16 protein-coding genes and 1 tRNA gene are annotated in these 26,906 nt (G+C 38.3%); 12 read left to right on the top strand and 5 right to left on the bottom strand.

Features of this window, described 5'->3' with window-relative positions; genetic code table 11:
* The first annotated feature begins 48 nt into the window (after positions 1 to 48).
* The 10 genes from nth to ACFINK_RS02055 all read left to right on the top strand — a co-directional run bounded on the left by nth (position 49) and on the right by ACFINK_RS02055 (position 9,795).
* A complete protein-coding gene (gene nth / locus ACFINK_RS02100; protein ID WP_375612818.1) occupies positions 49 to 789 on the top strand; it encodes an endonuclease III in 741 nt (246 codons plus the stop codon).
* 155 nt (positions 790 to 944) lie between these two features.
* Positions 945 to 1,148 carry a 50S ribosomal protein L35 gene (rpmI, locus tag ACFINK_RS02095; RefSeq protein ID WP_183193590.1) on the top strand — a complete coding sequence of 68 codons (204 nt, stop codon included), beginning with the start codon at positions 945 to 947 and terminating at the stop codon, positions 1,146 to 1,148.
* A gap of 33 nt (positions 1,149 to 1,181) precedes the next feature.
* Positions 1,182 to 1,583: a 50S ribosomal protein L20 gene (gene rplT / locus ACFINK_RS02090; protein ID WP_012754515.1), complete on the top strand. Its 402-nt coding sequence runs from the start codon at positions 1,182 to 1,184 to the stop codon at positions 1,581 to 1,583.
* A gap of 94 nt (positions 1,584 to 1,677) precedes the next feature.
* Positions 1,678 to 2,760, top strand: coding sequence for a phenylalanine--tRNA ligase subunit alpha (pheS, locus tag ACFINK_RS02085; protein ID WP_375611410.1), 1,083 nt, complete (start codon positions 1,678 to 1,680; stop codon positions 2,758 to 2,760).
* A gap of 32 nt (positions 2,761 to 2,792) precedes the next feature.
* Positions 2,793 to 5,207, top strand: a complete 2,415-nt coding sequence (pheT, locus tag ACFINK_RS02080) for a phenylalanine--tRNA ligase subunit beta (protein ID WP_375611409.1) — start codon at positions 2,793 to 2,795, stop codon at positions 5,205 to 5,207.
* 290 nt (positions 5,208 to 5,497) lie between these two features.
* Positions 5,498 to 6,406, top strand: coding sequence for a metal ABC transporter substrate-binding protein (locus ACFINK_RS02075; protein ID WP_375611408.1), 909 nt, complete (start codon positions 5,498 to 5,500; stop codon positions 6,404 to 6,406).
* Positions 6,403 to 7,233 carry a manganese/iron ABC transporter ATP-binding protein gene (locus ACFINK_RS02070; protein WP_375638161.1) on the top strand — a complete coding sequence of 277 codons (831 nt, stop codon included), beginning with the start codon at positions 6,403 to 6,405 and terminating at the stop codon, positions 7,231 to 7,233. Before ACFINK_RS02075 ends, ACFINK_RS02070 begins: the two co-directional genes overlap by 4 nt.
* Positions 7,230 to 8,096 carry a metal ABC transporter permease gene (locus ACFINK_RS02065; protein ID WP_375611406.1) on the top strand — a complete coding sequence of 289 codons (867 nt, stop codon included), beginning with the start codon at positions 7,230 to 7,232 and terminating at the stop codon, positions 8,094 to 8,096. The genes ACFINK_RS02070 and ACFINK_RS02065 overlap by 4 nt, the downstream gene beginning before the upstream one ends.
* On the top strand, positions 8,093 to 8,998 hold the full coding sequence (locus ACFINK_RS02060; RefSeq protein ID WP_273790250.1) for a metal ABC transporter permease: 906 nt from the start codon (positions 8,093 to 8,095) through the stop codon (positions 8,996 to 8,998). Before ACFINK_RS02065 ends, ACFINK_RS02060 begins: the two co-directional genes overlap by 4 nt.
* Positions 8,999 to 9,408: 410 nt before the next feature.
* Positions 9,409 to 9,795, top strand: coding sequence for a YbaN family protein (locus ACFINK_RS02055; RefSeq protein ID WP_375611405.1), 387 nt, complete (start codon positions 9,409 to 9,411; stop codon positions 9,793 to 9,795).
* Between the two features lie 1,465 nt (positions 9,796 to 11,260).
* Here the strand turns inward: ACFINK_RS02055 and pncB are convergent.
* From pncB to aroA, 5 genes are all read right to left on the bottom strand, one after another.
* A complete protein-coding gene (gene pncB / locus ACFINK_RS02050) occupies positions 11,261 to 12,565 on the bottom strand; it encodes a nicotinate phosphoribosyltransferase (RefSeq protein ID WP_375638160.1) in 1,305 nt (434 codons plus the stop codon).
* Between the two features lie 132 nt (positions 12,566 to 12,697).
* Entirely contained in the window at positions 12,698 to 21,268 is an 8,571-nt protein-coding gene (locus ACFINK_RS02045; protein ID WP_375638159.1) for a glycoside hydrolase family 94 protein, read from the bottom strand.
* A 226-nt stretch (positions 21,269 to 21,494) separates the two neighbouring features.
* On the bottom strand, positions 21,495 to 23,195 hold the full coding sequence (gene rpsA / locus ACFINK_RS02040) for a 30S ribosomal protein S1 (RefSeq protein WP_375638158.1): 1,701 nt from the start codon (positions 23,193 to 23,195) through the stop codon (positions 21,495 to 21,497).
* A 131-nt stretch (positions 23,196 to 23,326) separates the two neighbouring features.
* The gene (cmk, locus tag ACFINK_RS02035; protein WP_375611402.1) at positions 23,327 to 23,974 is read right to left on the bottom strand and encodes a (d)CMP kinase; all 648 of its coding nucleotides are present in this window, start codon (positions 23,972 to 23,974) and stop codon (positions 23,327 to 23,329) included.
* A complete protein-coding gene (aroA, locus tag ACFINK_RS02030; RefSeq protein WP_375638157.1) occupies positions 23,971 to 25,299 on the bottom strand; it encodes a 3-phosphoshikimate 1-carboxyvinyltransferase in 1,329 nt (442 codons plus the stop codon). The genes cmk and aroA overlap by 4 nt, the downstream gene beginning before the upstream one ends.
* Before the next feature lie 187 nt (positions 25,300 to 25,486).
* Between aroA and ACFINK_RS02025 the strand changes: the two genes are divergently transcribed.
* Positions 25,487 to 25,867: a TIGR02300 family protein gene (locus ACFINK_RS02025; RefSeq protein WP_375611400.1), complete on the top strand. Its 381-nt coding sequence runs from the start codon at positions 25,487 to 25,489 to the stop codon at positions 25,865 to 25,867.
* A 117-nt stretch (positions 25,868 to 25,984) separates the two neighbouring features.
* Positions 25,985 to 26,060, top strand: a tRNA-Ala gene (locus ACFINK_RS02020).
* The last annotated feature ends 846 nt before the right edge of the window (positions 26,061 to 26,906 follow it).

Genomic DNA, 26,906 nt, shown 5'->3' with positions numbered 1-26,906 from the left:
TGGCGAGCGTGAATGATAACTTCAAGAGAGAAGATTTAAGAGAGTTCAATGCCTCAAAGTAACATAAAATTATCAAAGGTGCGAAATTTATCTAGTATATTGTATAATAAAGATGAAATTGCGGAAATATTTCGCCGTTTTTCTGTGCAACGCCCAACACCTAAGAGTGATCTTAACTACATAAATACTTTTACACTTTTAGTTGCCGTTGTGCTTTCGGCTCAAGCGACAGATGTAAGCGTTAATAAAGCGACAAAAGAATTATTTTGCCTTGCTGATCAACCGGAAAAAATGGTTGCATTAGGGGAAGAAGAAATAGCAAATCATATCCGTTCAATTGGCCTTTGGCGTGCAAAAGCACGTAATGTTTATGCGCTTTGCAACTGTTTAATTGATTATTATGGCGGTCAAGTACCCGATACGCGTGAAGCACTCATGGCCCTTCCTGGAGTGGGGCGCAAAACGGCTAATGTGGTCTTGAATGTTGCTTTTGGTCAGCCTACATTGGCAGTAGATACACATATTTTTCGCTTAAGCAATCGTCTTGGTTTGGCGCCTGGAAAAACACCAGAAATTGTTGAGAAAAAATTATTAAAGATTATACCGGTTCATTATATTCGCCATGCGCATCATTGGCTGATTTTACATGGTCGCTATATTTGTCAAGCCCGTAAACCACAATGTACGCAATGCATTATTGCCGATTTATGTAAAGCAGCCATCAAAACAAATGCAATTCCAGCACCTTTGGTTGAGCTTCAAGGCAATGGAGCGCCGATTTTTTTGTAATACGGTCTTGCTATTTTGTGTATACTAGCTTATGAAAACGTCTTTAAGAGCCGCCCGGCAGGGCATGCCGTGGCTGTTTAAATGCTTGTTCAAGCGTTGGTCCGCTTGAGTGAATAAAATGTTTGATTGAATAAATTAATGTACGGAGTAGCAAAATGCCCAAGATGAAGACCAAATCATCCGCTAAAAAGCGGTTTAAAATCACTGCGTCAGGCAAAATTAAAGTAGCAGCTGCCGGTAAGCGCCACGGCATGATTAAGCGTTCGAATAAATTTATTCGCGATGCACGTGGAACAATGGTTTTGTGTGAACAAGATGCTAAAAAAGTCATTCAGCATTATTTGCCGAATGGTATTTAAACCTTACGCTTTTGATTTTGAGGAGATTATAATATGGCTCGTGTGAAAAGAGGTGTGACAGCACACGCTAAGCACAAAAAAGTTCTTAAACAGGCTGAAGGTTTTTACGGTCGTCGTAAAAATACCATTCGTGCAGCTAAAGCAGCGGTTGATCGTTCAAAGCAATACGCTTATCGTGACCGCAAAAATAGGAAACGTACTTTCCGTGCTTTGTGGATTCAGAGAATTAATGCGGCTGTTCGCGCAGAAGGTTTAACTTATGGACGTTTTATTGATGGCTTATCAAAAGCCGGTATTGAGGTTGATCGTAAGGTTCTTTCAGATATAGCAATCCATGAGGCAGAAGCATTTTCTGCTTTAGTTGCTTCGGCAAAAAAAGCTTTAGAATATTTAAAAGATACGACACCTAATGCTTTCGAAGGCGCTGTCAAATAAGCCAGTCGTGTTCTCTTAAAGCATTCATTTATTCGAGGTCCCGTGCTGGCTATTGCGAGTGCGGGTTTTTCTTTATTAAAAAATAGGCAAAAATATGAATGATATTGAGCGTCTAGAACAAGAAATTTGTTTAGCCTTAGAGGCAGCAGGTGATGAACAAGCACTTGAAGAAGTGCGTATTGCAGCATTGGGTAAAAAAGGTAGTATCTCTGAAAAATTAAAAGAATTAGGAAAAATGGATGCTGGCGAGCGCCATAAAGTTGGACCAGTTCTTAATGGATTAAAAAATCGCATTTTAGAATTATGGGCACAAAAGCGTGATCTTCTGAAAAGACAGGCAATGGATGTCCGTCTTTCTCGTGAAACAGTTGATGTTACCTTGCCTGTTCGCTCTTCACCTATAGAACGGGGACGCATTCATCCTATTTCACAAGTGATTGAGGAAATTATTGCCATTTATACAAAGTTGGGTTTTTCTCTTGCAGAGGGACCTGATATTGAAACAGATTATTATAATTTTACAGCATTGAATTTTCCTGAAGGGCATCCAGCGCGTGAAATGCATGATACCTTCTTTTTTGATGTTGATAAAATGGGAGAACGAAAATTATTGCGAACCCATACATCACCCGTACAAATTCGCACACTAGAAAAACAAAAAGCACCGATACGAATCATTATTCCTGGAAAAACTTACCGCATGGATTCGGATGCAACACATTCTCCCATGTTCCATCAGGTCGAGGGTCTTGTCATTGATAAAACCTCCACCATTGCACATATGATGTGGCTGCATGAAACTTTTTGTAAAGCATTTTTTGAAGTTCCCTCTGTAAAAATGCGTTTTCGTCCCTCTTTTTTCCCTTTTACCGAACCATCTATGGAGGTAGATATTCAATGTGATCGTTCTGGTTCAGAAGTAAAGTTCGGAGAAGGGCAGGATTGGTTGGAAATTTTAGGATGCGGAATGGTGCATCCCCAGGTGTTGAAAAATGTTGGTTTAGATCCAGATGAATATCAAGGTTTTGCATGGGGCATGGGCATTGATCGTATTGCCATGTTGAAATACGGTATGCCTGATTTGCGGGCTTTTTTTGACGCTGACCTGCGTTGGTTAGACCATTATGGCTTTCGTTGCTTTGATATGCCTGCTTTTTTTCCTAATAGAAATGTGTGATCTTAGTCATCGCTTTCATGTGAGGTTTTAAAATGAAGTTTACATTGTCCTGGTTAAAAGATCACTTAGAAACAAATGCATCTTTGAATGAAATTTGTGAAAAATTAACCGCTATAGGTCTTGAGGTTGATTACGTTGATGATCGGTCTTCTTTAAAAGGTTTTGTGATTGCAAAAGTTTTAACAGCAATAAAGCATCCTGATGCAGATAAACTTCAAATTTTATCAGTCGATACAGGGACTTCCACACCTGTTCAAGTTGTCTGTGGAGCACCAAATGCACGCGCAGGTCTTGTTGGTGTTCTGGCACTACCAGGCACTTATATTCTAGGACTTGATGTAACATTATCTGTAGGAAAAATCCGAGGTGTTGAAAGTTTTGGGATGATGTGTTCACAAGCGGAGCTTGAATTATCAAATGAGCATGATGGGATTATTGAACTTCCAGAAGATGCACCTATTGGAGGTTCATTTGCAGCTTATGCTGGTTTAGATGATCCGGTTATTGATATTGGTTTGACCCCTAATCGTTCCGATTGCACAGGTGTTCGTGGTATTGCACGTGATCTTGCTGCCGCTGGAATGGGAAAATTAAAAGAATTATCCTTGTCAAAATTTGATCCTTCCTTTGAAACACCTCTCGATGTTTCATTAGATTTTTCGCAAGATTCATCATTATGTTTAGGTTTTGCTTGGCGTGAAGTGCGCAATGTTCAAAATGGTGCATCACCACAGTGGATGCAACAGCGTTTGAATGCAATTGGTCTGAGACCGATTAATGCGCTTGTTGATATGACCAATTACATCAGTTTTGACCTTGGTCGTCCGCTCCATGTTTTTGATGCAGATAAAATTAAAGGTAATTTGTGTGTACGTTGCGCGCGTGAAGGAGAGCAGCTTCAAGCACTGAACGGAAAAATCTATCATCTGGGCCCTAAGAATTGTGTCATTGCAGATGACGAGGGGGTTGTTTCGATTGCCGGTATCATGGGCGGTGAAAGAACGAGTTGTGATGAAACAACACATCGCATTATTATTGAATCGGCGCTTTGGGATGCGCGAAGCATTGCACAAACAGGAAGAGCATTAGGTCTTATTAGTGATGCACGTTATCGATTTGAACGAGGTGTTGACCCGGCTTTTATAGAAACAGGACTTGAGATTGCAACAGAATTGGTCTTACGTCTTTGTGGTGGTGAAGTATCTAAAAAGAAGATCGTTGGCTATCAGCAACAAGAAATCAAACAGATCGCTTTTCCTTTTTCTGAAATTAAACGTTTAACAAATTTGGAAATAGAACCTGAAAAAGTCATCTCTATTTTAACAAAACTTGGATTTTTTGTTGAAGGAAAAGGAGAAGTCGTTACGGTAAAAGTACCATCATGGCGCCCTGATATTATGGGTAAAGCCGATTTGGTGGAAGAGGTTATGAGAATTTATGGGTTAGATAAAATTAAACCTATTCCTTTGGAAAACTTTGCAGAAGGAAAAGATCAAATTTTAACATGCGCACAAATTCGTTCACGTGCTACACGTTTGGCTCTAGTGCAACGTGGTATGAAAGAAGCGGTGACATGGTCTTTTATTTCTGAAAATCAAGCTCTTGCTTTTGGAGGAGGTCAAGAAGAGCTTAAATTAGTTAATCCTATTGCTGCTGATATGTCAATGATGCGTCCTTCCCTTTTACCTGGCTTGATTATGGCGGCACAAAGAAATGCTGATCGTGGTTTTTCCGATCTTGCTTTGTTTGAAGTTTCAAGTATTTATGAGGGCGACACCCCTGATAAACAACACCGTGTTGTTAGTGGAATTCGTCGCGGAACAGAGCAATTTAAAGGGGCTGGGCGTTTTTGGAATGGAAATGCAACCGTCGTTGATGTTTTTGATGCCAAAGCAGATGCTTTAGCTATTTTAGAAGCATGCGATATGGATGTTGGGAAAGTGCAGATTGAAGTTGGAGCACCGGATTGGTATCATCCTGGTCGTTCAGGTGTCATAAAACTTGGATCAAAGATTATTCTTGGTTTTTTTGGTGTTTTTCATCCTGCTACATTAGAAAAGTTAGATGTCAGTGGCCCTTTATGCGGCTTTGAAATTTTTCTAGATCGAATTCCAGAATCAAAGAAAAAAACGACCAAAAGCCGTCCTCCTTTGAAACTCTCACCTTTTCAAATGGTGCGGCGTGATTTTGCCTTTATAGCGGATAAAACTGTTGCCTCTTCTCTTATTATTCGTGCGGCAGGTGGAGCTGATAAAAAACTTATTCATTCAGTGCAGGTTTTTGATATTTTTGAAGATTTAAGCTTTGGTGAAGATAAAAAATCTGTCGCAATTGAAGTAACTATTCAGCCCATAGAACGGACTCTAACAGATGAAGATTTAGAAAAGCTTGCCTCAAAAATCGTGGATAATGTTACCAAAATGACAGGTGCATATTTGCGCTACTGAGTATTCTCATTTTTTATGAGATATTTTACATGAAGTGGGAGCTTGTTTGAGTACTCCCTTTTTGTTTAGCACTCAAGAGCTATAGAGCTTCTTGAAAGGGGATCTTATTACCAAAACAAGCTGCTTAAATCATCAGTTTTTTCAATATGAAAAAACTGTTTTTAAACATCTTGAAAAGTTATTTTTTCTCTTAATCCTTCATTGCAAATGTAAAAGATAACTGCTATTGCTAAATGATAATGCAAATTATTTGCAATAAAAAGAAGGCATATAAAGGAAAGAGAGAATCAATGAACGTAAGAACGTTTTTCACCATAGTTTTTGGAAGTGTTATTTTTTTTACACCCAATTTTGCTTTGTGTGCTGGTAAATTTAAAGCTGTTACGACATTCACTATCATTGCTGATATGGCACGCAATGTAGCAGGTGATGCCGCTGATGTTGAATCCATTACAAAACCAGGTGCGGAAATTCATGAATACCAACCCACCCCACGCGATCTTATGCGTGCTCAGGGAGCTAACCTTGTATTGTGGAATGGTTTAGAGTTAGAGCTTTGGTTTGAAAAGTTTTTTCAAAATATCAAGGATGTTCCAAGTGTTGTTGTTTCAAAAGGTATTGTACCCATTAAAATTGGTGAGGGCCCCTTTAGCGGTAAACCCAATCCTCATGCGTGGATGTCACCGACCTCTGCTTTGATTTACGTTGATAATATTCGCGATGCTTTTGTAAAATATGATCCTGAACATGCTGAAATTTATAAACAGAATGCTGAAATTTATAAACAGAAAATTCGTGCAACGATTGATCCAATTAGGGCTGAATTAGAAGCTGTACCGCAAGATAAACGTTGGCTTGTGACTAGTGAGGGGGCTTTTAGCTATTTGGCGCGTGATTTTGATCTAAAAGAACTTTATTTATGGCCCATCAATGCTGACCAACAAGGAACACCACAGCAGGTCAAGCATGTTATTGATATGGTTCGCAAATACAATATTCATGCAGTTTTTTCTGAAAGCACTATTTCCCCTGCGCCTGCTAAGCAGGTTGCCAGAGAAACAGGAGCTAAATACGGTGGTGTTCTTTATGTTGATTCTTTAAGTGAGAAAAATGGTGAGGTACCCACTTATATTGATTTATTACGTGTCACGAGTGGGCGTATTAGCAATGCTTTAGTAGAGGGAGTAAAAAACCAATGACGGAATGTGGAATTTTTGCCCAAGGAGTAACGGTAACATATCGTAATGGACATACAGCTTTACGCGAAGTGAATTTTGAAAGTCCAAAGGGTTCTATTACGGCATTGGTTGGTGTTAATGGATCCGGTAAGTCAACGTTATTTAAAGCGATTATGGGGTTTGTACGCCCCTCAAAGGGAAAAATTCGTATGTTTGATTTGCCCGTTGATATAGCTTTGAAAAAAAATCTCATTGCTTATGTTCCTCAAAGTGAAGATGTTGATTGGAATTTTCCTGTCTTGGTTGAAGATGTTGTATTGATGGGGCGGTACGGTCATATGAATTTCTTTCGCTATGCCCGTACACAAGATTATGAGGCCGTTCGTATTGCCTTAGAACGCGTTGATATGTTGGCTTTTGCCAAGCGCCAAATTGGAGAACTTTCTGGTGGACAGAAAAAGCGTGTTTTCCTAGCGCGCGCGCTTGCACAGAAAGCAAAAGCTATTTTATTAGATGAGCCGTTTACAGGGGTTGACGTTACAACAGAAGATAAAATCATTGCTTTGTTACAAGATCTCCGTAAAGAAGGAGCAGTGATCTTGGTTTCAACTCACAATTTGGGTTCTGTTCGCGAATTTTGTGATCATACAGTTTTAATAAAAGGTACTGTTTTAGCTTCTGGGTTAACAGAAAAAATCTTTACAAAGGAAAATCTGGAGAAAACTTTTGGAGGGTCTTTGCACCACCATATTTTTGATCTTCAAACCACAAAAAAAAATGATGTTTTCATGGGAAGAAAGCAGTCTAGCGTTTGTGAAGATATTGAAAGAGTGGAGCACGTTGCATGATTTCTTGGTTGCTTGAGCCACTGAGCTATCAATATATGGTGAATGCAATGTGGGTTTCTGGGTTAGTTGGGTGTGTTTGTGCCTTTCTTTCAGCTTTTTTGATGTTAAAAGGTTGGTCATTGATTGGTGATGCACTTTCCCATTCGATTGTTCCTGGTGTAGCAGGAGCTTACCTTTTAGGGTTACCTTTTTCACTCGGCGCTTTTTTTTCTGGTGGTCTTGCAGCAGCAGCAATGCTCTTTTTTAACCACCGGACAAAGCTTAAAGAAGATACCATTATTGGGCTCATTTTTTCTTCCTTTTTTGCCTTTGGGTTGTTTCTCAAATCATTAAAACCAATGGCTGTTAATATTGATACGATTGTTTTGGGAAATATTTTAGCAGTGAGTTCAACAGATATTCTACAATTGGCTTTTATCGGCTTTGTTTCGTTGCTTATATTGCTTTTGAAATGGAAAGATCTTCTTGTGTCATTATTTGATGAAACGCATGCGCATGCCATTGGATTAAACGTAAAATTTTTAAAGATTCTCTTTTTCACATTGCTTGCCGCTTGTACTGTTGCTGCGATGCAAACCGTTGGAGCATTCTTAGTCATTTGTCTTGTTGTGACACCTGGGGCAACGGCCTATCTTTTAAGTGATCGTTTCGTGAACATCTTGGTTATTGCAGTTGTAATTGGAACCTTCACAAGTGTCTTGGGTGTTTATGTGAGTTATTTTTTGAATGCACAAACGGGGGGGGTTGTAGTGCTTTTTCAAGCATCTTTATTTGTTTTGGCTTTTATTTTTGCTCCTAAACATGGGTTTATTGCTGCGCGCTTACGCATAAATGCGGCAAAAAAGGGTGTAATATTATCATGATTGATCAATTACTGCTTCCGTTTCAGTTTTCTTTTATGCTTAAGGGTATGCTTATTGTCATGATTCTTTCTATTCCCATGGCGATGCTTTCCTGTTTTCTTATTTTGAAAGGATGGGCGCTGTTAGGCGATGCCATTTCTCATGCAGTTTTTCCAGGTGTTGTTGTTGGTTATATGACAACACCATGGGTAATCGCATTTTTAACTTCTTTGCCATTTGCTTGGTTTCAGCATATGCGTCCAGAGAATATTACAATGACTTTGATTACTTGCGGTGCTTTTGTTGCAGGAATGGTGTGTGCACTATTAACGGGTTTTTTAGGGAGCAATAGCCGTATCAAACAGGACACGGTGATGGGTGTGGTCTTTTCTTCAATGTTTGGTTTGGGGCTTGTTTTAGCCACGTCTATTTATAGTAGCTTAGATTTGAATCATATTCTATTTGGTAATCTCTTGGGTGTTAACTGGCTTGATATAACGCAGACGGCAATCATTTCTGCTGTTGTCACTTTTATTTTAGCAGCAAAATGGCGCGACTTTATGCTGTATATTTTTGACACAGTTCAAGGACGTGCAATGGGGTTACCAATATCTCTACTCCACTATACCCTGCTAACGATGATTTCTCTTACAATTGTTGCGGCTTTGAAAGCTGTAGGTATCGTACTCGTTATTTCTTTACTGATAGCACCAGGAGCAATTGCCTATCTTGTCACAAAGCGGTTTTCTTTTATGTTAATGATCGCGATACTTGTTGCAGCTTTTTCTGGTTTTTTAGGGATTTATCTCAGCTTATTTATCGGCTCTGATTCTGCTTCCACAATTGTGTTGATCTTGACGTTGATTTTTATGGCTATTTTCATGATGATTTTCTTTCGTCGAAACACAGTTCAAGAGACTTGAAAGTGTTAAAATTCATGCATATCAGCCATGCATTTTTATATATTGTTTCTCATTTTTATTTTAATTAGAGTTTGGGGTGCTAGGTTATTTTTCCTCCTAATATCTAGCAGGTGAATGCAGTAAATTTTCTCCCCCCCCCAACACTGCATTCTTAATTAAGAGGCTGCATTGATTTTTTCTGCAGCCTTTTTATTTTTTTGTTTTTCTAAAATCTCTCCTCTTTTCTTGAAATCATTTAAAATGATTATAATATTGTGTAAGCTATTCGGTATTTTCAAGGAACTTATAACAGCAAAGACACTTACGCATGAAGGGGTAGAGCGTAATTGTACACTCAGACATGTAAACAGAAAAAAACAGATACAATGTTTTTGTATAGGGTTTTGCGTAGAGGAAAATAGTACGAGAAAATGAAAAAAGATTTGAAGATATCGCACCCTTTACGTATCTGCTATTATATAGCAGGGTGGGCGATGGTTATATTAGGTATTATCGGTGTCGTATTACCTATTATGCCAACTGTGCCTTTTTTATTGGTTGCCTCATGGTGTTTTACGCGTTCTTCTCCACGTTTTCATCAATGGTTGAATAATCATCGTATTTTTGGTCCCCCTATTAAGCGATGGGAAGAAAAAAAAGCAATCTCTCCATTCGTTAAAGTTTTTGCAATGATGAGTATGACAGGAGGATTTTTATCCTTTTTTGTAATGCTACACCCTCCTTTGTGGATTTCTTTACTTGTTGCGGTTATATTATTGCTGATTGCCATTTATATTGTAACACGTCCATCTTCCTAATGATAAAAAAGGCTTTATGGGATACTCTTTTTAGCTTCAACTTATTTGTAAAAACTATGAGAACTTTTAAGTTTTGAATATAAGCTCTCCATTTCCAAAATGCATATGAAATAGCAAGCTTTTTGAACGCAATTAATTAATAATATGTTTGTGAAATAATTTTTATGAACACTCAAAATGTTCTCACTTGGTAAACAATGATAAATCACATTCATGGAAGAGAGTCATTATTTTTGTAAAGCATGTTTGTATGAATCTCTACATATACATCATTAAAAAGTCATTGATATGATAGTCATTTCTTTCTAAAAGACATTTCGTTTGTTTTCATATCTCTTAATGAGGATATAATACAAAGCTTACTAAACACCATCATTTTTATACTTATACAGTTAAGAAGCCGGTCTATTATATCAATCTTTAATGTTACATCTGTTATTAACTTAAGAATAATTCATAAGACACAACAGAGTTTTTCAAATGGTTTTATATATACACGCATTCTTATTATAATATGCGAATAAATAATTTCTCTGTCTTTGTATAAAGCTTATTCGAAATAAAAATATTATTGCATTCTCTGTTTTTTAATGAAGTCATGCCCCTCACGTAAAACAAAAGGTCTCCCAAATCATGTTATTTACACATTTATTTTTAATGAAACATTTCTCAACGCTTTACTCATTTCATAATAGCAGACTATACATGGATAAAGTAAAATCTCCTGTAACATGTATAAAATCTATTTGAGCACCATCATCCTTGCCTTTCAAAATGCACACCAATAGTCACCATGCTATTTGTCATCCTCCAATTTTGCCTTAGTAATTCCTAATGCTACAATTATAGCTTGTCATCTGGTTTTGTATATTTTGACACTAGATTTTGTACCAATTTATTTTTTTCAAAGAGTTTAAAGATGTTCTCAAAGGGTTTTGAAAGCCTTTTCTCATTTTTACTTATGGAAACGCACTTTTTTCTGATTTTCGGTAATTTTTGCAATTTTAGGTGTCAAAATCTATTTTGATAAAACGCGCATTGAATGGTCAAAATTGTACATAAAAACAACAAATTACCACGTATTCCTACTTAATCCAACCTCTTCCCACTTAGTATAAAACCTACTGTCAAACTACAACAATAACCCTTAGAACTTGAAAACCTTCATACATGCAAGGAGATGAGTGTGCTTGATTTAACAGGGTTAAAATGAGAAAATCTCCTTGGCTAAACTTCCTTGGCACGTTAAGTATTTTTTTAATGCGTCGTAAATATTTTTAAGTCTTATCTATCGCGCCTTATGTAAGTGAAGCGTATGCGTGGTAGGCCAAGTAGAATCTGCTCAAAAACAGCCGAACTGTTTACAAACCAGCAAAGGTTAAGAATCCTCGTCCTTAGGGTAGGACAAAAATCAATCTTATAAACAATATGATGGATCAATATACTTGTTTTAAAGAACCGGAAACTATGTCTTTATAGGTCTAGCAATTCGCTTTTTATTACCAAAAAAATTGAGATAACGTTGTACTTCTTTTGAATCACCGATCGTTTTTTCAGGATTATCTGAAAGTTTTACGGCTGGTCGACCATTGGCATAGGTCACCTTACAAACAAGGGAAAGAGCATCAAGAGTTTCGATTTCCTGAGGTGCACAGCCTGTAAAATCATTGGTAAGATCCGTGCCCCATCCAAAACTCATGCGCACTTTACCATAGAAATGATGATAGGTTTTTTCAATTGTATTGACATCAAGAGCATCAGAAAAAATTAAAAGTTTTTTGCGTGGATCTTTTCCTTTTTCTTTCCACCATTGAATAATACGTTCACCACCTTCAATAGGAGGCGCACTATCGGGTCTGAAACCCGTCCAATCAGCGACCCAATCTGGTGCATTGCGTAAAAATTCTTCTGTACCAAAGGTATCAGGTAATACAATGAGAAGATTTCCACCATAATAACGATTCCAATCTTGCAAGACTTGATACGGAGCTCTGCGTAATTCATCATCATTGTTGCTGAGAGCCGCAATAACCATAGGCAATTCGTGTGCATTGGTTCCAAGAGCTTCTAAATCCGTATCCATGGCAAGAAGAACATTAGAAGTTCCAGTAAAAGAATGACCAATGCCTTCTTTTAATGCTTCCACACACCAGCGCTGCCATAAAAAAGAATGGCGACGCCTTGTCCCAAAGTCAGATATTTTAATATCAGGCAATTTTTTGAGACGTTCAACTTTACTCCACATTTTTGCTTTAGCACGCGCATAAAGTACATCAAGAGCAAAACGATCTAGTTTTTTGAGAGCAGCACGTGAACGTAATTCACTAATAATAGCAAGGGCAGGAATTTCCCACATGGAACTATGGGCCCAGGGTCCATGAAAATGAAGGATATATTGGCCATCTTTGCGGGTGAGTTCATATTCTGGAAGTTGAAAATTCTCAAGCCACTGAAGAAAATCCGGTTCAAAAATTTGTTTGCGTCCATAAAATGTATTACCAGCAAGCCAAATCATTTCTTTTTTTGTAAAGCGCAAACTAAGAGCATGATCAAGTTGGGCACGCAATTCACTCTCATCAATATCGTCGGCAAGACGTATTGTTTTAGAGCGATTTATGAGGGAAAAAGTAACATTAACATTAGGATATAACCCCCAAATCATCTGCACCATTAGAAGCTTATAAAAATCCGTATCAAGAAGTGACCGAATAATGGGATCAAGTTTCCAAGTGTGATTGTAAACACGTCTAGCAATATCCGGATGATTCATAACCTTTTTCTTTCATTTTCATAAAATCTAAAATATTATGCACCAACACGGCTAATATAGGCGGTGCAATATAACAACTCTACAGTTTTGGACAAGAATAAAAAGTCTGATCTCTTTTTTCATCTTTAATCTTTAAGATTTGACAATACGTATAATTTCATGCTGACCTGTTTTTTGTAACTTTATCCCTATATGAACTTCGGTATATTCTTTGCTATTAATATAGAGCATATTTTTAGGTCCCCATTTTACTTTAATGCAATAAACGGCATCATAAAACTTCATTGTTGCTTCATATTTTGGCCAAATAGAGGGTAAATGTGGCTGCAAAAACAATAGGTCTCCCTGACGCTGTATTCCAAGAATAGCTTGTGTTGCGGCGCGATAAAACCAACCGGCTGAACCTGTATACCAAGTCCAACCGCCTTGACCACATCGTGGTTCAACAGCATAAATATCTGCGACCATTACATAAGGTTCAACACGATAAATTTCAGGATCTTGTCCATGGGTAATTGGGTTTATCATAGAAAATAAAGCATAAGCTTTATCGTTTTGTTCCATTTCAGCCAACGCAAAAATACTCCAAATGGCACCATGCGTGTATTGACCACCATTTTCTCGAATTCCTGGAGGATAACCTTTTATATAACCAGGCTCGAGCGTACTTTTATCAAAAGGCGGCCAAAAAAGGCGAATGAGTCCGCCTTTTTTATCATAGAGATGTTCCAACATTGATGTCATTGCTTGTTTTTGACGTTCAGGCGATGCCATTTGAGAAATGATAGCCCAAGATTGAGCAATGGTATCAATTTGACATTCATCATTGATTTTAGAGCCAAGAGGTGTTCCATCATCAAAATAACCACGTCGATACCAAGCACCATCCCAACCATTTTTCTCTAGGCATTTTGTTAAATGTTCAAGGTACGTACTCCATATTTGCATATGGCTATTGTCAGCACGTTTTTTGGCTAAAGAGATAAATGCTTGTAATGTGTACCCAAGAAACCATCCTAACCAAATGCTTTCGCCTTTTCCTTCCACACCGACCAAATTCATGCCATCATTCCAATCCCCACCTAAAATAAGAGGGAGACCATGTGGTCCGCAGCGTTTAATGGCAAGGTCTAAAGCTAAAACACAATGTTCATAAACTGTTGCAACCTTTGGGGATTGGGTGGGTTGAAAATAAGCATCCTGTTGCCCACTTTTGAGAACATCACCTTCAATAAAAGGAATGAGCGTATCAAGAAAAGCGTCATCACCAGTGGTAGTGACATAAAGAGCTGTTGCATATGCAAGCCAAACGATATCATCAGAAATGTATGTACGAACACCAGCATTTGTGTCAGGCAACCACCAATGTTGCACATCACCTTCAAGAAATTGGTGCGCTGCTGCATTTAACAATTGTTCACGTGCTAATTGTGGTTCCAGCAATAACAAAGACAAGCTATCTTGTAACTGGTCACGAAAACCAAATGCACCACTCGCTTGGTAAAAGCCTGCGCGTGCCATGATGCGGCATGCGTAGATTTGATAAGGAAGCCAATGGTTGACCATAAGATTAAAAGAAGCATCAGGTGTTTTGACTTGGAAAGGAGAAACAAAATCACTCCATTGCTGTTTTTGTTTTGTGAGCTGAATTTCAAAATCACTTGCACGTACTTGATTGAGTAATTTTTCAGCTTCTTGCCTATTTTCAGCACTGCCAAGATAGAAGATGATTTCTTTTGTTTGCCCTGGTTGAAGATCAATATCATAGGCGAATGCTGAACAAGGATCACATCCTGCTTCAATGGTATTCGAAAGAGCAGCGGCTTTACGGATCGCATTTGGACGTGTTACGGTTCCCGTTGCACCAATAAATTCAGCGCGATTGGTCGTAGTGCTGGTTGGCATTTCGGACGCTGATAAAAATGTAACTTGTTGAGATTTCTCGATGTGATAGGGATTTTGAATAAAATGTGCACCCCATCTGGTCTCATAAGAGGAAACAATAAAGGGGGCATATTTTGTACGGACATTTCCCAAAACCCATTCAACATAATTATAAAGGCGTAAACTGCGTGGTTTTTTCCCTTCATTCGTAAGGATAAGACGTGAAAAGCGAATAGGTTTTTCGGGATCAAGTGTATGAGTCAATTCTAATGCGATTTCTGAATGTGTTGATTTAAAAGTTGAGAATCCAAACCCATGACACGCCTCATAGACAATATTTTCGTCACATTCAACAGTAGAAACGGGTGAGAAACGTTTTAAAGACTGGCGATCAACCAGATAAAGAGCTTCTCCTGGTCGGTTAGACGTTGGATCATTCGCCCAAGGAGTTAGTTGATAATCGCGGCTATTGTTAGCCCAAGTAAAAATTGCACCTTCAGCAGAGACATGAAAACCAAATCTGTGATTAGCAATGACATTAATCCACGGATGCGGTGTAGTGGTACGTCCATGAAGACGTATTACATAATGATTGTGCTGATTAAAACCACCGTAACCATTCCAATATCTTAGATCTTCTCCATTTGGGAGAAAAGAGGATGGTTTTTGTTGGCTAATAAGACCAATGGAAGAAAAAAGATTTTGTTCAGTTTGTGTTGTAAATTGCTGTCCTTCGTTATATCTTGGCAAGTCTAATTGATCATAAGGTTCTTGATAATTTTTACGAACTGTGAGATTAAAATCATTCTCATCAAGTCGTTTAAGTTGTTCAGATAAAGAGCCATTTTGGGCATCAAGAACGATACGCGCTGATGCAAGAAGCGTTTTAAAACTCTGTTCACTCATTTGATCGCGTCGAAGCATGAAAATATGTTGGCGTTCATCTGCTTTTTGCGTGTGGTGATAATAAGATTCACAGACCCACTCAAGAGCGCGTTGTGTACTTTGTATATAAGAAAATGTTTGTTCATTAAGAATGACCAAATCAACAATGAGTCCACGCATACGCCAATATTCATGTGCTTTAAGGAGCTCGCGCAGTACAGTTATATTTCCCTCGTTATTTAATCTAAGAAGACAGAGTGGATTGTCTCCTGAGATAGACATGGGCCAAAGATTAGACTGTTTTCCTAGCGTTTTTGCTAATATTTCAGAAGGAAGACGCCACGTTCTTTCTGGATAAATAAGTGGTGTTGCATATTTTTGATAGACAATAGCTTCTTTAAGCTGGGTTCCGCTCTGATACAGTGCGACTTGTGAGCGCGTCCATGCCATTGAAAGTTCTTTTTGAAACATATCAGGTTGTCGATAATGTTTAATATGATTATTTAGCGCTTCTTTTGTATGAGCAGCAAAAGTCCAAAAAATAAGTTCTGCTTTTTCATGGGCTGGAATTTTTATACGGCATCGCAATGACATAACAGGGTCAAGAACACAACCTTGACTGTTACTGAAACGAGCATTTTGGTCAAATGCAGCAGGACGATGAATGGATCGCCCCCGACCAATAAACAGAGAGCGATCTGTTTCAGCTTCTGTCTCTTGGAGAATATCTGTTGTACTAGAAACAAAATGAGCAACATAGATTTCAGGGTCACTAGGCGAGCGTTTGCGCCTTTTGGCAAAAATTGTTTTACCTTCTTCAGTAATTTCTGTCTCTATAAACATACGGGAAAAAACAGGATGAACTTGGTCTGTATCCATCGTGGCAAGTGCTAATTCACCATAAGAAGTCACTTCAATGAGTCGGTCTTTATTTGTCGTATTCATCAGTTGAATACGTCTCCCTTCGCCACATCCTTCAGATGTAATAAGACATTCAAGTGTTGATTTAATACCATCAACCATTTTTGTATATTCAGCCTTTTCATCTGTAAAAATGCTGACAGCGTCTTCTTCAATAACACGTGTTGGCTCACCAGTAACAGACCACCACCGTCCACTATGCGTATCACGTAAGAAGAATAAAGTACCTTGTTGATCTTCTGTTGCATCAGGAATAAAGCGCGTAATCGCATAATCGTGCCAACGACTGTAACCAGAACCGTTCGCTGTTAACATGGTAGAATAAAAGCCATTAGACAAAAGTAAAGTTGCTCGTGGTTTGAGTAACGGGTTTGTAATAATGCGCAAAGGGGCTGCGTCAAATGCTTGAGACTTATTGCGCATACGATTAACAGCTTTGGTATGAATAATAGGAATGAGATGAGGCGCTCTTTCCTGTAAGAGCAATTGTGTTGCTTCAATAACGGGATCACGGTGAAAACGATCACGCATTCGCCCTTGAAAAATAACATTGTTAAGAGCAAGAATAGACATGCCATGATGATGCGCATAATAATTGCGTACAATGGCGTATTTTTCCCCTGTTTTCACACGTGTTGGAGTAAAATCAACAGAGTCATAATAACCATATGTTCCTAAAGCTCCAAGATCACGGAGTCGTTTTAAATTAGCGACAGCGCAAGCAGGAGCATATTGTGCCGCTAGAAGGCTGGCATAGGGAGCAATGACAGCATTGCGTGAAAGACCACGTTGGAGTCCGAGGTTTGGAACACCAAAATGAGCGTATTGGTAATTCATTAAATGATCGCGAGCATTAAATGCGGCTTCTGAAATACCCCATGGCAATTCCCGTTTATGGGCATATTGTATTTGACAACGAATAATCAATCGATTTGTTTGATCTAGGAGAGATCCTAAAGGTTCATGCATTACGAGAGATGGCATAAGATATTCGAACATTGATCCAGACCATGATAGGAGTGCACCTTTCCCACCTATGGGTACGAGAAGTCGACCAAGACGAAACCAATGTTTAAGTTTTATATCTCCTTTTGCGATGGCAAAAAAGCTTGCAAGACGTGCTTCTGAAGCAAGCAGGTCATAACAATTTTCATCGAGTTTGTTTTCTTGAACACGATATCCAATGGATAAGAGATGCCGTTTAGGCTGTTCTAAAAAGTCAAATTTCATATCAAAGGCTATTTGCCTTGCCGCTATAGCCAGCCTGTTTAGTTTTTTACGTAATTTTTCAGTATCACAATGAGCAGTCGCATCATTATGATGAGCGTTACAGGTGTCGATAAGGCATTTAGCCCAAGAAAGCGCACGAGCAGATTCTATCGTTTGAATTTTGTGGTCAAGTTCACCGACTAAGTGCACAATATCATGGGCTGCAAGTGAAAGATCTATGATGTGAGAAGGAATCGTATTTTCTTGTTCTATAAAAGTGAAGATAGAATCATGAAAACGAGTGATGTTTTCTTCGATTTTTTGGCGTAAAGAGCGTAAACTGGGTTGATGATCTGGAATTTCTCTGACAGTTTCTTCAAGAATAGCAAGAACATCCGATAAGCCTTCTCGATCACTTTGAAAAAAAACATGAGGTTTTTCAGCCCATTCACTTAAGGCAGAAGAGAGTGTTACCAAATGACCGGCAAGATTTCCTGAATCAACGGTTGATACATAAGTAGGCAAAAGAGGCCTGAGTGTATCCGTTTCATACCAATTATAGAGATGACCGCGGAACTTTTCCATTTTTGCAAGAGAGCGTAATGTACATTCAATACGGGTAATGGTCTCTTCAAAACCAATCCAACCAAAATCACGTGCAGCAATAATAGAAAGGAGATAAACCCCAATATTCGTAGGCGATGTACGTTGAGCAACAAGAGGTTCAGGATCTTCTTGAAAATTATCGGGAGGCAAATAGTTGTTTTGTGCATTGACAAAGGTTGCATAATAAAGCCATGTCCGCCGTGCAATAGAACGGAGTTTTTTTTCATCTTTTGAAGAAAGATCAAGGCTATCTTGAAAGGTTGAAGGTTGACTCACAATCCAAGCAATGAAGGGTGAAAAAAACCATGCTATCCCAAAAGGCAAAGCAACCAAGCTTGCAAAACTATCAGAAAAAAGAGGGAGTGCTATAGTAAGAATACCAATAAGCGATGCTGGTGCCATTGTAAAAACATAGAAACGCAAACTATTGGGTATTGATTTTGTTGCGGCAGAAGTTTTCCATTCAAGAAGATGCTGTTTTGAAATCGTCATACGATAGAGTGTACGAATAATCGCATCGGTCATAAAATACGCCGAATGAGCAAGAAACGTCGTTTTAAGAAATATATCAGCGCTTGTAAGAGCAATTTTGTTCCAAATTAATTGAAAATGTCCACGCAAAGAATGATCTATATTGGATGAGACAAGCGTTTTTAATACACATAGAATGGGTGAAATGAAGGAGCTAAACAACAAGAATAGTTGCCAGACGATTGCACTCTTTAAAGACAAAAAAGCCCATCCTGCAAATGCTGCGATTAACCACATAAGTGGAGTGAGAGAACGACGTAAATTATCCTGCATTTTCCAACGCGTCACGGAACTTATTTGACGGTGGGGAAAAAGATAAGGCAAAAGCTGCCAATCACCGCGGACCCAACGATGATAACGCATAACATCAATATTGTAAGCGGTTGGATAGTCTTCAATGACTTCTATGCTACTTACCAGAGCAGTACGAGCATAACCTCCTTCTAAGAGATCATGACTAAGAATAGTATTTTCTTTAATTTTTCCATCAAGTGCTTGTTCAAATGCATCAATATTATAAAGACCTTTACCGATAAAGGTGCCTTCTCCTAAAAGATCTTGATAAGTATCAGAAACAGCAAAAACATAAGGATCAATGCCACGGTTGATAGAAAAAACCCGTTGGAGAATTGATGTTTTTTTTCCTGTTGTAAGAGAAGGAATAATGCGTGGTTGTAAAATGCTATAGCCCTTTACAACCTTTCCACTTTGTGGATCAAAAACGGGATAATTGAGTGGATGGTTAAGCTTTCCAACAAGTTTCGCGACGCTCTCTGGAGTAAGACGTGTATCACAATCCAGCGTCATAACAAAACGGCAATCCATAGGAAGATGTGGATTGCGAGGATAAAAGCTTGTATTTTTATCGCCTCTTAAGAGCCGATTAAGTTCATGAAGTTTTCCTCGCTTTCGTTCCCATCCCATCCAACATTTTTCGCTTGTATTATAAAGGCGTCGGCGATGTAAAAGGAAAAAAAGCGGAAGTTTATCACGATGATAACGACTATTGAGTTTATCAATACTCTTTTGCGCATAGTGCAATAAATCAAGATCATCTTGCGTTTCTCTCAATGGAGCATCCACCCAATCTGTAATGAGTGCAAAATGAATGGCACCTTTAGGATTGGAAAGATAGTGCACTTCAAGATTGCGCACTTGTTCATCAATGTCAGCGCGTGATGTCATCAAAGTAGGTACAACAACCATTGTCCGTGCATGTTTTGGAATACCTTCTTTATATTCATAACCAATGAGTTGTTTTGATGGGACAAACCACGAAACAACAGTGTTAAATAAAGCAAAAGCAGCATCGATAGCAGGAAAAAGCGCCAATCCAGTAAAGCAAAAAGACATCCATTGTGTCATGCCAGATAGCTGTAAAAGGGCGTAAATTACCAGCAAAAGAGCAAGCGTCAGAAAAGAGACAGGAACGGCGATGACTCTCAATTTTGAGCAACAGGAAGCGCGTGTCCATTTTATGAGAAAGGGCGGAATATACCCACAAGCCTTTTCAAATATGCCACGACCATCATCAACAAGGTACCACCCCACACAAGAATGATGAGGCATATCTTTAGAAGTGGAATTTGCCATTTCTACAACTTTATGTGCAACTTCCAGTTCACTAAGAGGCGAAAAGCGAGAAACTTTTTCAATGACTTGTCGATAAATATTGCGTGAGTGAGCATCAATTTCAGAAAAATCACTATTTTTACGCAAAATAGAATCGACACAACTCACTGTTTCAAACCATGCTGTCCAATCAACATCATCTATAGCTTTAAGAGAACAGATAATATTTCCCATGGTCACACCATCTGCTGCTTGTCGGGTATGTTCATCAGCTGTTGCAATCTCTAAGCTACTGCCTTGGCTTTTCAATTGCTTTTCAAGCCAAGTTAATGCTACGGTTGAATCGACAGATGCACTGCGCAGGCGATAGAATAAATGTGCTGAAAAAGTTGGATCAACAGTAAATGGTTTATACTGCGTAAAAAGAGAGTGTAGATTTGTTTTATTTTCTACAAGAGAAATTTTATCAGCTACTTGACTAGCAAGATGGCGCATATGTCGCGCTTTTTCGATACGTACTGAAAGACGACGGACATTTTCAATGAGCAGCATTTGCATAACTGAAGGAAGAGCCCACAATTCACCAATTGTGAGCGCACAAATTTCTTGAAATCCGTTGGTCATAGCAGTGAGTGTTTCTTGTGAAAAGCTGCTATCGGTATGCGCAATATAAAGCCAAGTTAAAGCAAAAATTCGTGGTATTCCGGCTTTGTGTGTAGAAAGAGGAAGTTGCTTTATGAAGGACTTGGGTAGATTACGACGTAGCTTTTGTATGGTTTTATCAATGGTGTAATGATTATCAATGAGCCATTGAGCAGATGGTGCGATGGTTTCATCATTTCGGGCAGCAAAATCACTGGTATGAAAGGCATGAAGAATAAGTTTAGCATTTTCATTCAATCTCTTGCGAAAATCTCCTACTCCTTCATATTCAGGGAGTAAAATTTCTTTACCAGAAGCTATATCATGCCCTAAGTTATAAAGATCTTCCTGTACCTTATAAATTGCACGAAGAGGAAAATCCGTATTAATAAAATGATCTTTTTTCTCTTTTTGAGAAAAAAAGCACTTTATGAAAGGTATTATGCACGTCATAGTGTCCCATTGTTATTCAATTACATTGTTTTTTATTTAAATTTTAAGCATTTTATCTGAATAGTGAACCGTTGTTAGACAAAAAACAAACTTTTTGTTTTTATTTGCAAGCATTTATAATTTTTGTTTCAATAATTTAAAAATAAGCAGACAATTTTTTTATAAAATAAAAAGGTCACTCCTAATGAGTGACCTTAATAATAAAACCAACTTTAATGATTGATGATTAATCTTGTTCTTGTTTTTTCAAAGCTGCACCCAGAATATCACCAAGAGAAGCACCTGAATCTGTAGAACCATATTGTGCAACAGCTTCTTTTTCCTCTGCAATTTCTAAAGCTTTAATCGATACTGAAATTTTACGTGTTTTTTTATCAAATGCTGTGATGCGAGCATCAACCTTTTGCCCAATTGCGAAACGCTCAGGACGTTGCTCATCACGATCACGCGCAAGATCAGCACGCCGAATGGTTGTCTCAAGGTTGTGGTCAATCAATTTCACACCAATGTCATTGTCGTTAACAGCAATCACTTCGCATGTTACAACTGCACCTTTTCGCAATTCGCCAGAAGCAGCTGCTTCTCCAACTTTATCGCTGGAAAGCTGCTTAATTCCAAGAGAAATGCGCTCTTTTTCAATGTCAACATCAAGGACCACAGCCTTAACGATATCGCCTTTATTATAAGTATCAATAACTTGTTCACCAGGACGGTTCCAATCAAGATCAGACAAATGAACCATACCGTCAACATCGCCTTCAAGCCCAATAAACAGACCAAATTCTGTTTTATTTTTAACCTCTCCTTCAATTTGCGAATTGATAGGAAATTTATTGGCAAAAGCTTCCCATGGATTTTCAAATGTTTGTTTTAAGCCAAGAGAAATACGCCGTTTAGAAGGATCAATCTCAAGAACAACCACTTCTACTTCTTGTGATGTAGACAGAATTTTTCCAGGATGAACATTTTTCTTTGTCCAGCTCATTTCAGAAACATGGATCAGCCCTTCGATTCCTGGTTCAATTTCAACAAAACCACCGTAATCAGTAATGTTGGTAACAGCACCCGTAATTTTTTTACCAATCGGATACCGGACACTGATGCTTTCCCAAGGATCACTTTCAAGCTGTTTCATTCCAAGAGAAATACGGTGCGTATCTTGATTAATGCGAATAATCTGCACTTTAATCGTTTGGCCAATTGTGAGCACTTCAGATGGGTGATTAACACGCCGCCATGCCATATCTGTAACGTGCAAGAGACCATCAATCCCACCAAGATCAACAAAGGCACCATAATCTGTAATATTTTTCACCACACCTTCAACGATTTGGTTTTCTTCAAGATTTTGTACGATTTCTGAACGTTGCTCAGCGCGACTTTCTTCTAAAACAGTGCGACGTGAAACCACAATATTGCCACGACGACGATCCATCTTCAAAATTTCAAAGGACTGTGAATTATGCATGAGGGGTGAAACATCACGAATGGGACGAATATCAACTTGGCTGCGAGGCAAGAAAGCAACGGCACCATCAAGATCGACTGTAAAACCACCTTTTACTTGGCTAAAGATCACTCCATCAACGCGTGCACCAGCATTGAATTTTTCCTCCAAACGGACCCAACTTTCTTCGCGCCGTGCTTTTTCACGCGATAAAACAGCTTCACCCATCGCATTTTCAATGCGTTCAATGTAAACCTCAACTTCATCGCCAACTTGCAAAGAACCATCTTTTGCTTTAGCTCCAAATTCTTTGAGAGGAATACGTCCTTCGACTTTAAGACCAGCATCAATAATGGCCATGTCTTTTTCGATTGCAATAACACGACCTTTAACAACAGATCCTTCATTAAGATCATTAGTTTGAAAAGATTCTGTTAAAAGGGCTTCAAAATCCGCTGTTGTGGGATTGTATTGTGACATAAGAACTCCTAATATATACCTTGTATTATAAGGTATGAGCGCTAGGTTAGTGTTAACATAAGTAACTCCCTAGCCTTTTCCTTGAATAAAGGAAAAAAGTTAGCGCTAGGCTGGAAGTTACCTTAACGAATTTATCCAATTATATGCATTTTTATGATTGGATCAACAAAACTGCATGCAATTTCAAATGTTGCTTCTATACTCAATTCTGACGTATCAAGCAAGTGGGCGTTTTTTGCTGGTTTTAGTGGACTTTGTTTGCGCGTTATATCGCGACTGTCGCGCTGTTCAAGTTGAGCTAGGATTTCATGATAATTTGCTTGAACACCTTTTTTTAAAATCTCTTGGTAGCGGCGTTTGGCGCGTGTTTGAACATTGGCTAGAATATAAAACTTGATATCGGCATCAGGACAAACAATAGTTCCGATATCACGCCCATCAAGCACACAGCCGGGCAAAACTTTAGCAAAGTTGCGTTGTTTTTCGACAAGAATTTTGCGTACAGCAGGATTAATTGCTATTTTTGAAGCCGCTTCACCAAGTTCATGAGAAGAAAGAAGAGAAGGATTTAAGGTATTAAAATCAAGTTCTTTAGCATAAATAATAGCATTTTTTTCATCATTAAGAGCTAAATTTTGTTGTAAAAGCGTATGAGCAACACTACGATAAGTAAGACCAGTATCGAGATGGCGAAGGCGATAATGTGCAGCAATTTTGCGTGCTAAGGTTCCTTTGCCTGAGGCTGCAGGTCCATCAATGGCGATAACAAAAGGCTTCAAGCGATTTTTCCCCCAAGTTGTTTTATAAAAGGAATAAATTCTGGAAAGCTCGTAGCGATCATTCGTTTATCATCAATGGTAACAGGTTTTTCTGATACAAGCCCAAAAATGAGAAAACACATAGCAATTCGATGATCAAGATGTGTGGCAACATACCCACCCCCCAAACCTTTGGCAGAACCTTTTCCATAAACAATAAGAAAATCTTGACCTTCTTCACAGTCTACGCAATTAATTTTTAATCCTTGAGCAACAGCAGACAATCGATCTGATTCTTTTACACGCAATTCTTCAATTCCTAGCATAACTGTTTTGCCTTCTGCAAAGGCTGCTGCTACTGCCAAAGCAGGATATTCATCTATCATCGATGGAGCACGTTCTTTGGGCACCGTAACGCCTCTAAGGACCGATGATTTTATCCGTAGATCAGCAACATCCTCTCCACCTGTTTGACGTCGGTTCAAAAATTCAATTTGAGCACCCATTTCCCACAATGTTTCGATAAGTCCTATTCGAGAGTTATTTATCAAAACATTTTCAATGGTGATATCAGAGTCTTCTACAAGAAGGGCTGCGATAATTGGAAAAGCAGCAGAAGAAGGATCCCCCGGAATATGAATCGTTTGTCCAGTAAGATGGGGTTGACCATTAAGATGAATCAAACGCGCACCTTCGTTATCTTTTTCTATTTCAAGTTGCGCACCAAATGCTTTTAACATTTTTTCCGTATGATCTCGTGTCAGAACTGGTTCAATAACAGTTGTAATGCCAGCGGTATTGAGTCCAGCAAGCAGGATTGCTGATTTAATTTGGGAGGAAGCTATTGGAACACGGTAACGAATCGGATTAGCCATTTTCGGACCATAAAGCGTTAAAGGAAGGTGATCGTCGCGCGTTGCCTCAATTTCAACCCCCATGAGACGCAGTGGATCAAGGATACGTCCCATTGGACGTTTAGAGAGAGAAGCATCACCAATAAAGGTTGTTTTCATATGATACGGACCAACCATTCCCATAACCAAACGAGCACCTGTTCCAGCGTTTCCAAAGTCTAAAGGTTTTTGTGCAGCTAAAAGGCAACCATTCCCTGTTCCTCGTATGATCCAAAAGTCTTCTTTTTTAATAATACAGGCACCCATAGCTTGCATAGCAGCAGCTGTATTGAGTACATCAGCGCTTTCAAGTAATCCATGAATATATGTCTCACCACTTGCTAATCCTCCCAATATAAGAGAGCGATGAGAGATTGATTTATCTCCTGGTATTTGAATTTTTCCAGAGAGACTACTCGATTTATAGGTGGTTATAGGGATTGCTTTTTGCATGGAAATTCTATTTAATTCTATCTAACTTTTATGAAATTGTGCATCCTTTAGCACATGCTTTAAAAGACGTCATGAAAAAATCACTGTGGAACAGTGTATTTATCTTTGACAAAGGTATTATTTTTCGATTAAGCACCATAAAATTTATCTTTTAATGGAATAATAGTTAATCAAAGAGGCACGGTTTATGGCAAAACAAGAACTTGGAACTAAACGTGTTGATCCAGAAACAGGAAAAAAATTTTACGATCTAAATCGCGATCCTATTGTGTCGCCCTATACAGGGATTTCTTATCCGCGTTCTTACTTTGAAGTTGCAGCAGCGGAAGCAAATAATGAAGAAGAAGTTGATACTGAAGAGCTTGATACAGCACTTGAAAAATCTGCTTTTATGCTTCTTGAAGATGATGATGTGGATTCTAAAGATGACGATCTTCCTGATTTAGAAGATAGTGATGTAGATCTTGGTGATGATGATGATACATTTTTGTCTCATGATGGTGACGATGAAGATGATGACGTTACTGATATTCTCGGAGGCGGTGTTTCTAATGATGACGATGCTTAAAAGAAGTAAAAGAGGACATCTTTTCTATTGAATGTAAATTCTTCTTGATCTTCAATTTTGATCGTTCTAGAAAAGCTGGAATTGTATACTGTCTTTTTGGGACAATTTGTTTTTATAGGGGCTATAGCTCAGCTGGGAGAGCGCTTGCATGGCATGCAAGAGGTCAGCGGTTCGATCCCGCTTAGCTCCACCAAAAAGACCAACTGTTCTATCAAGGGAATCAATTATAATAAAAGATGTGTGCATCAATTTAAAAGGTTTATGTGCTATTTAATTATCATTCCAATAGCGCCTGTTCCTTGCATCTTAATGATATTATAATACATTTTTAATCATTTGTTGGATTATAAAATTTACTGTCGCAACCGTGAAAGTAGATAATTTTTTATGCTTTGCACAGAAATAGAAAATGAGCTGTTTAACCTGCGCCTTGTCTTAAAGGACAAAATTTGAATTTCCTTTACCACAATATTTCCACAAATATCATAATATGTTGGTTACCGGTATCTTTTTAAAAGATATGAAGTACTTAAACAAAGAGTAGAGAATAAAATATTAAAATATACTTCTCAATTATTGCGAATCAGAACTTTTTTCGAGTATTTTTAGCCTGATCAGATGTTCTGCCAATTAAAAATTATCCACCTTGAGTAGCGTATACCTGCTCAATACTAAGGTATATTAACACTTAAATAATATATTGAATCAATTAATTTTTTTCCTTGCACGTCATAAACAAGGTCGAGGTGTAAGAGCAAAGTGGTGCTATCATTATATGTGCTAATTCCCAATGTTACGGATAATTCTTACATTTGAGAATGTATGTTCATAAAAAAACATTTTTAGTCTTTTCTTTCACAGTTTTTATCCACATACCCATTGTGCTTGTTATGTGCAAGCCAATGGTTTTATTGATTCAACCTCAAGAGATCTGAAACGATAAAACCCTACGCCATTCGAGATTCTTACTTTAATATGAATAACGATATATTATCTTTATAAATCAATATGCTTAAACCATTTAAGAAAAAGAATAAAA

Source organism: Bartonella sp. AA16NXGY (assembly GCF_042197325.1).
Lineage (GTDB): Bacteria > Pseudomonadota > Alphaproteobacteria > Rhizobiales > Rhizobiaceae > Bartonella.
The sequence above is the reverse complement of the archived record's forward strand: the minus strand, read 5'-3'. Positions and strand labels throughout refer to the sequence as shown.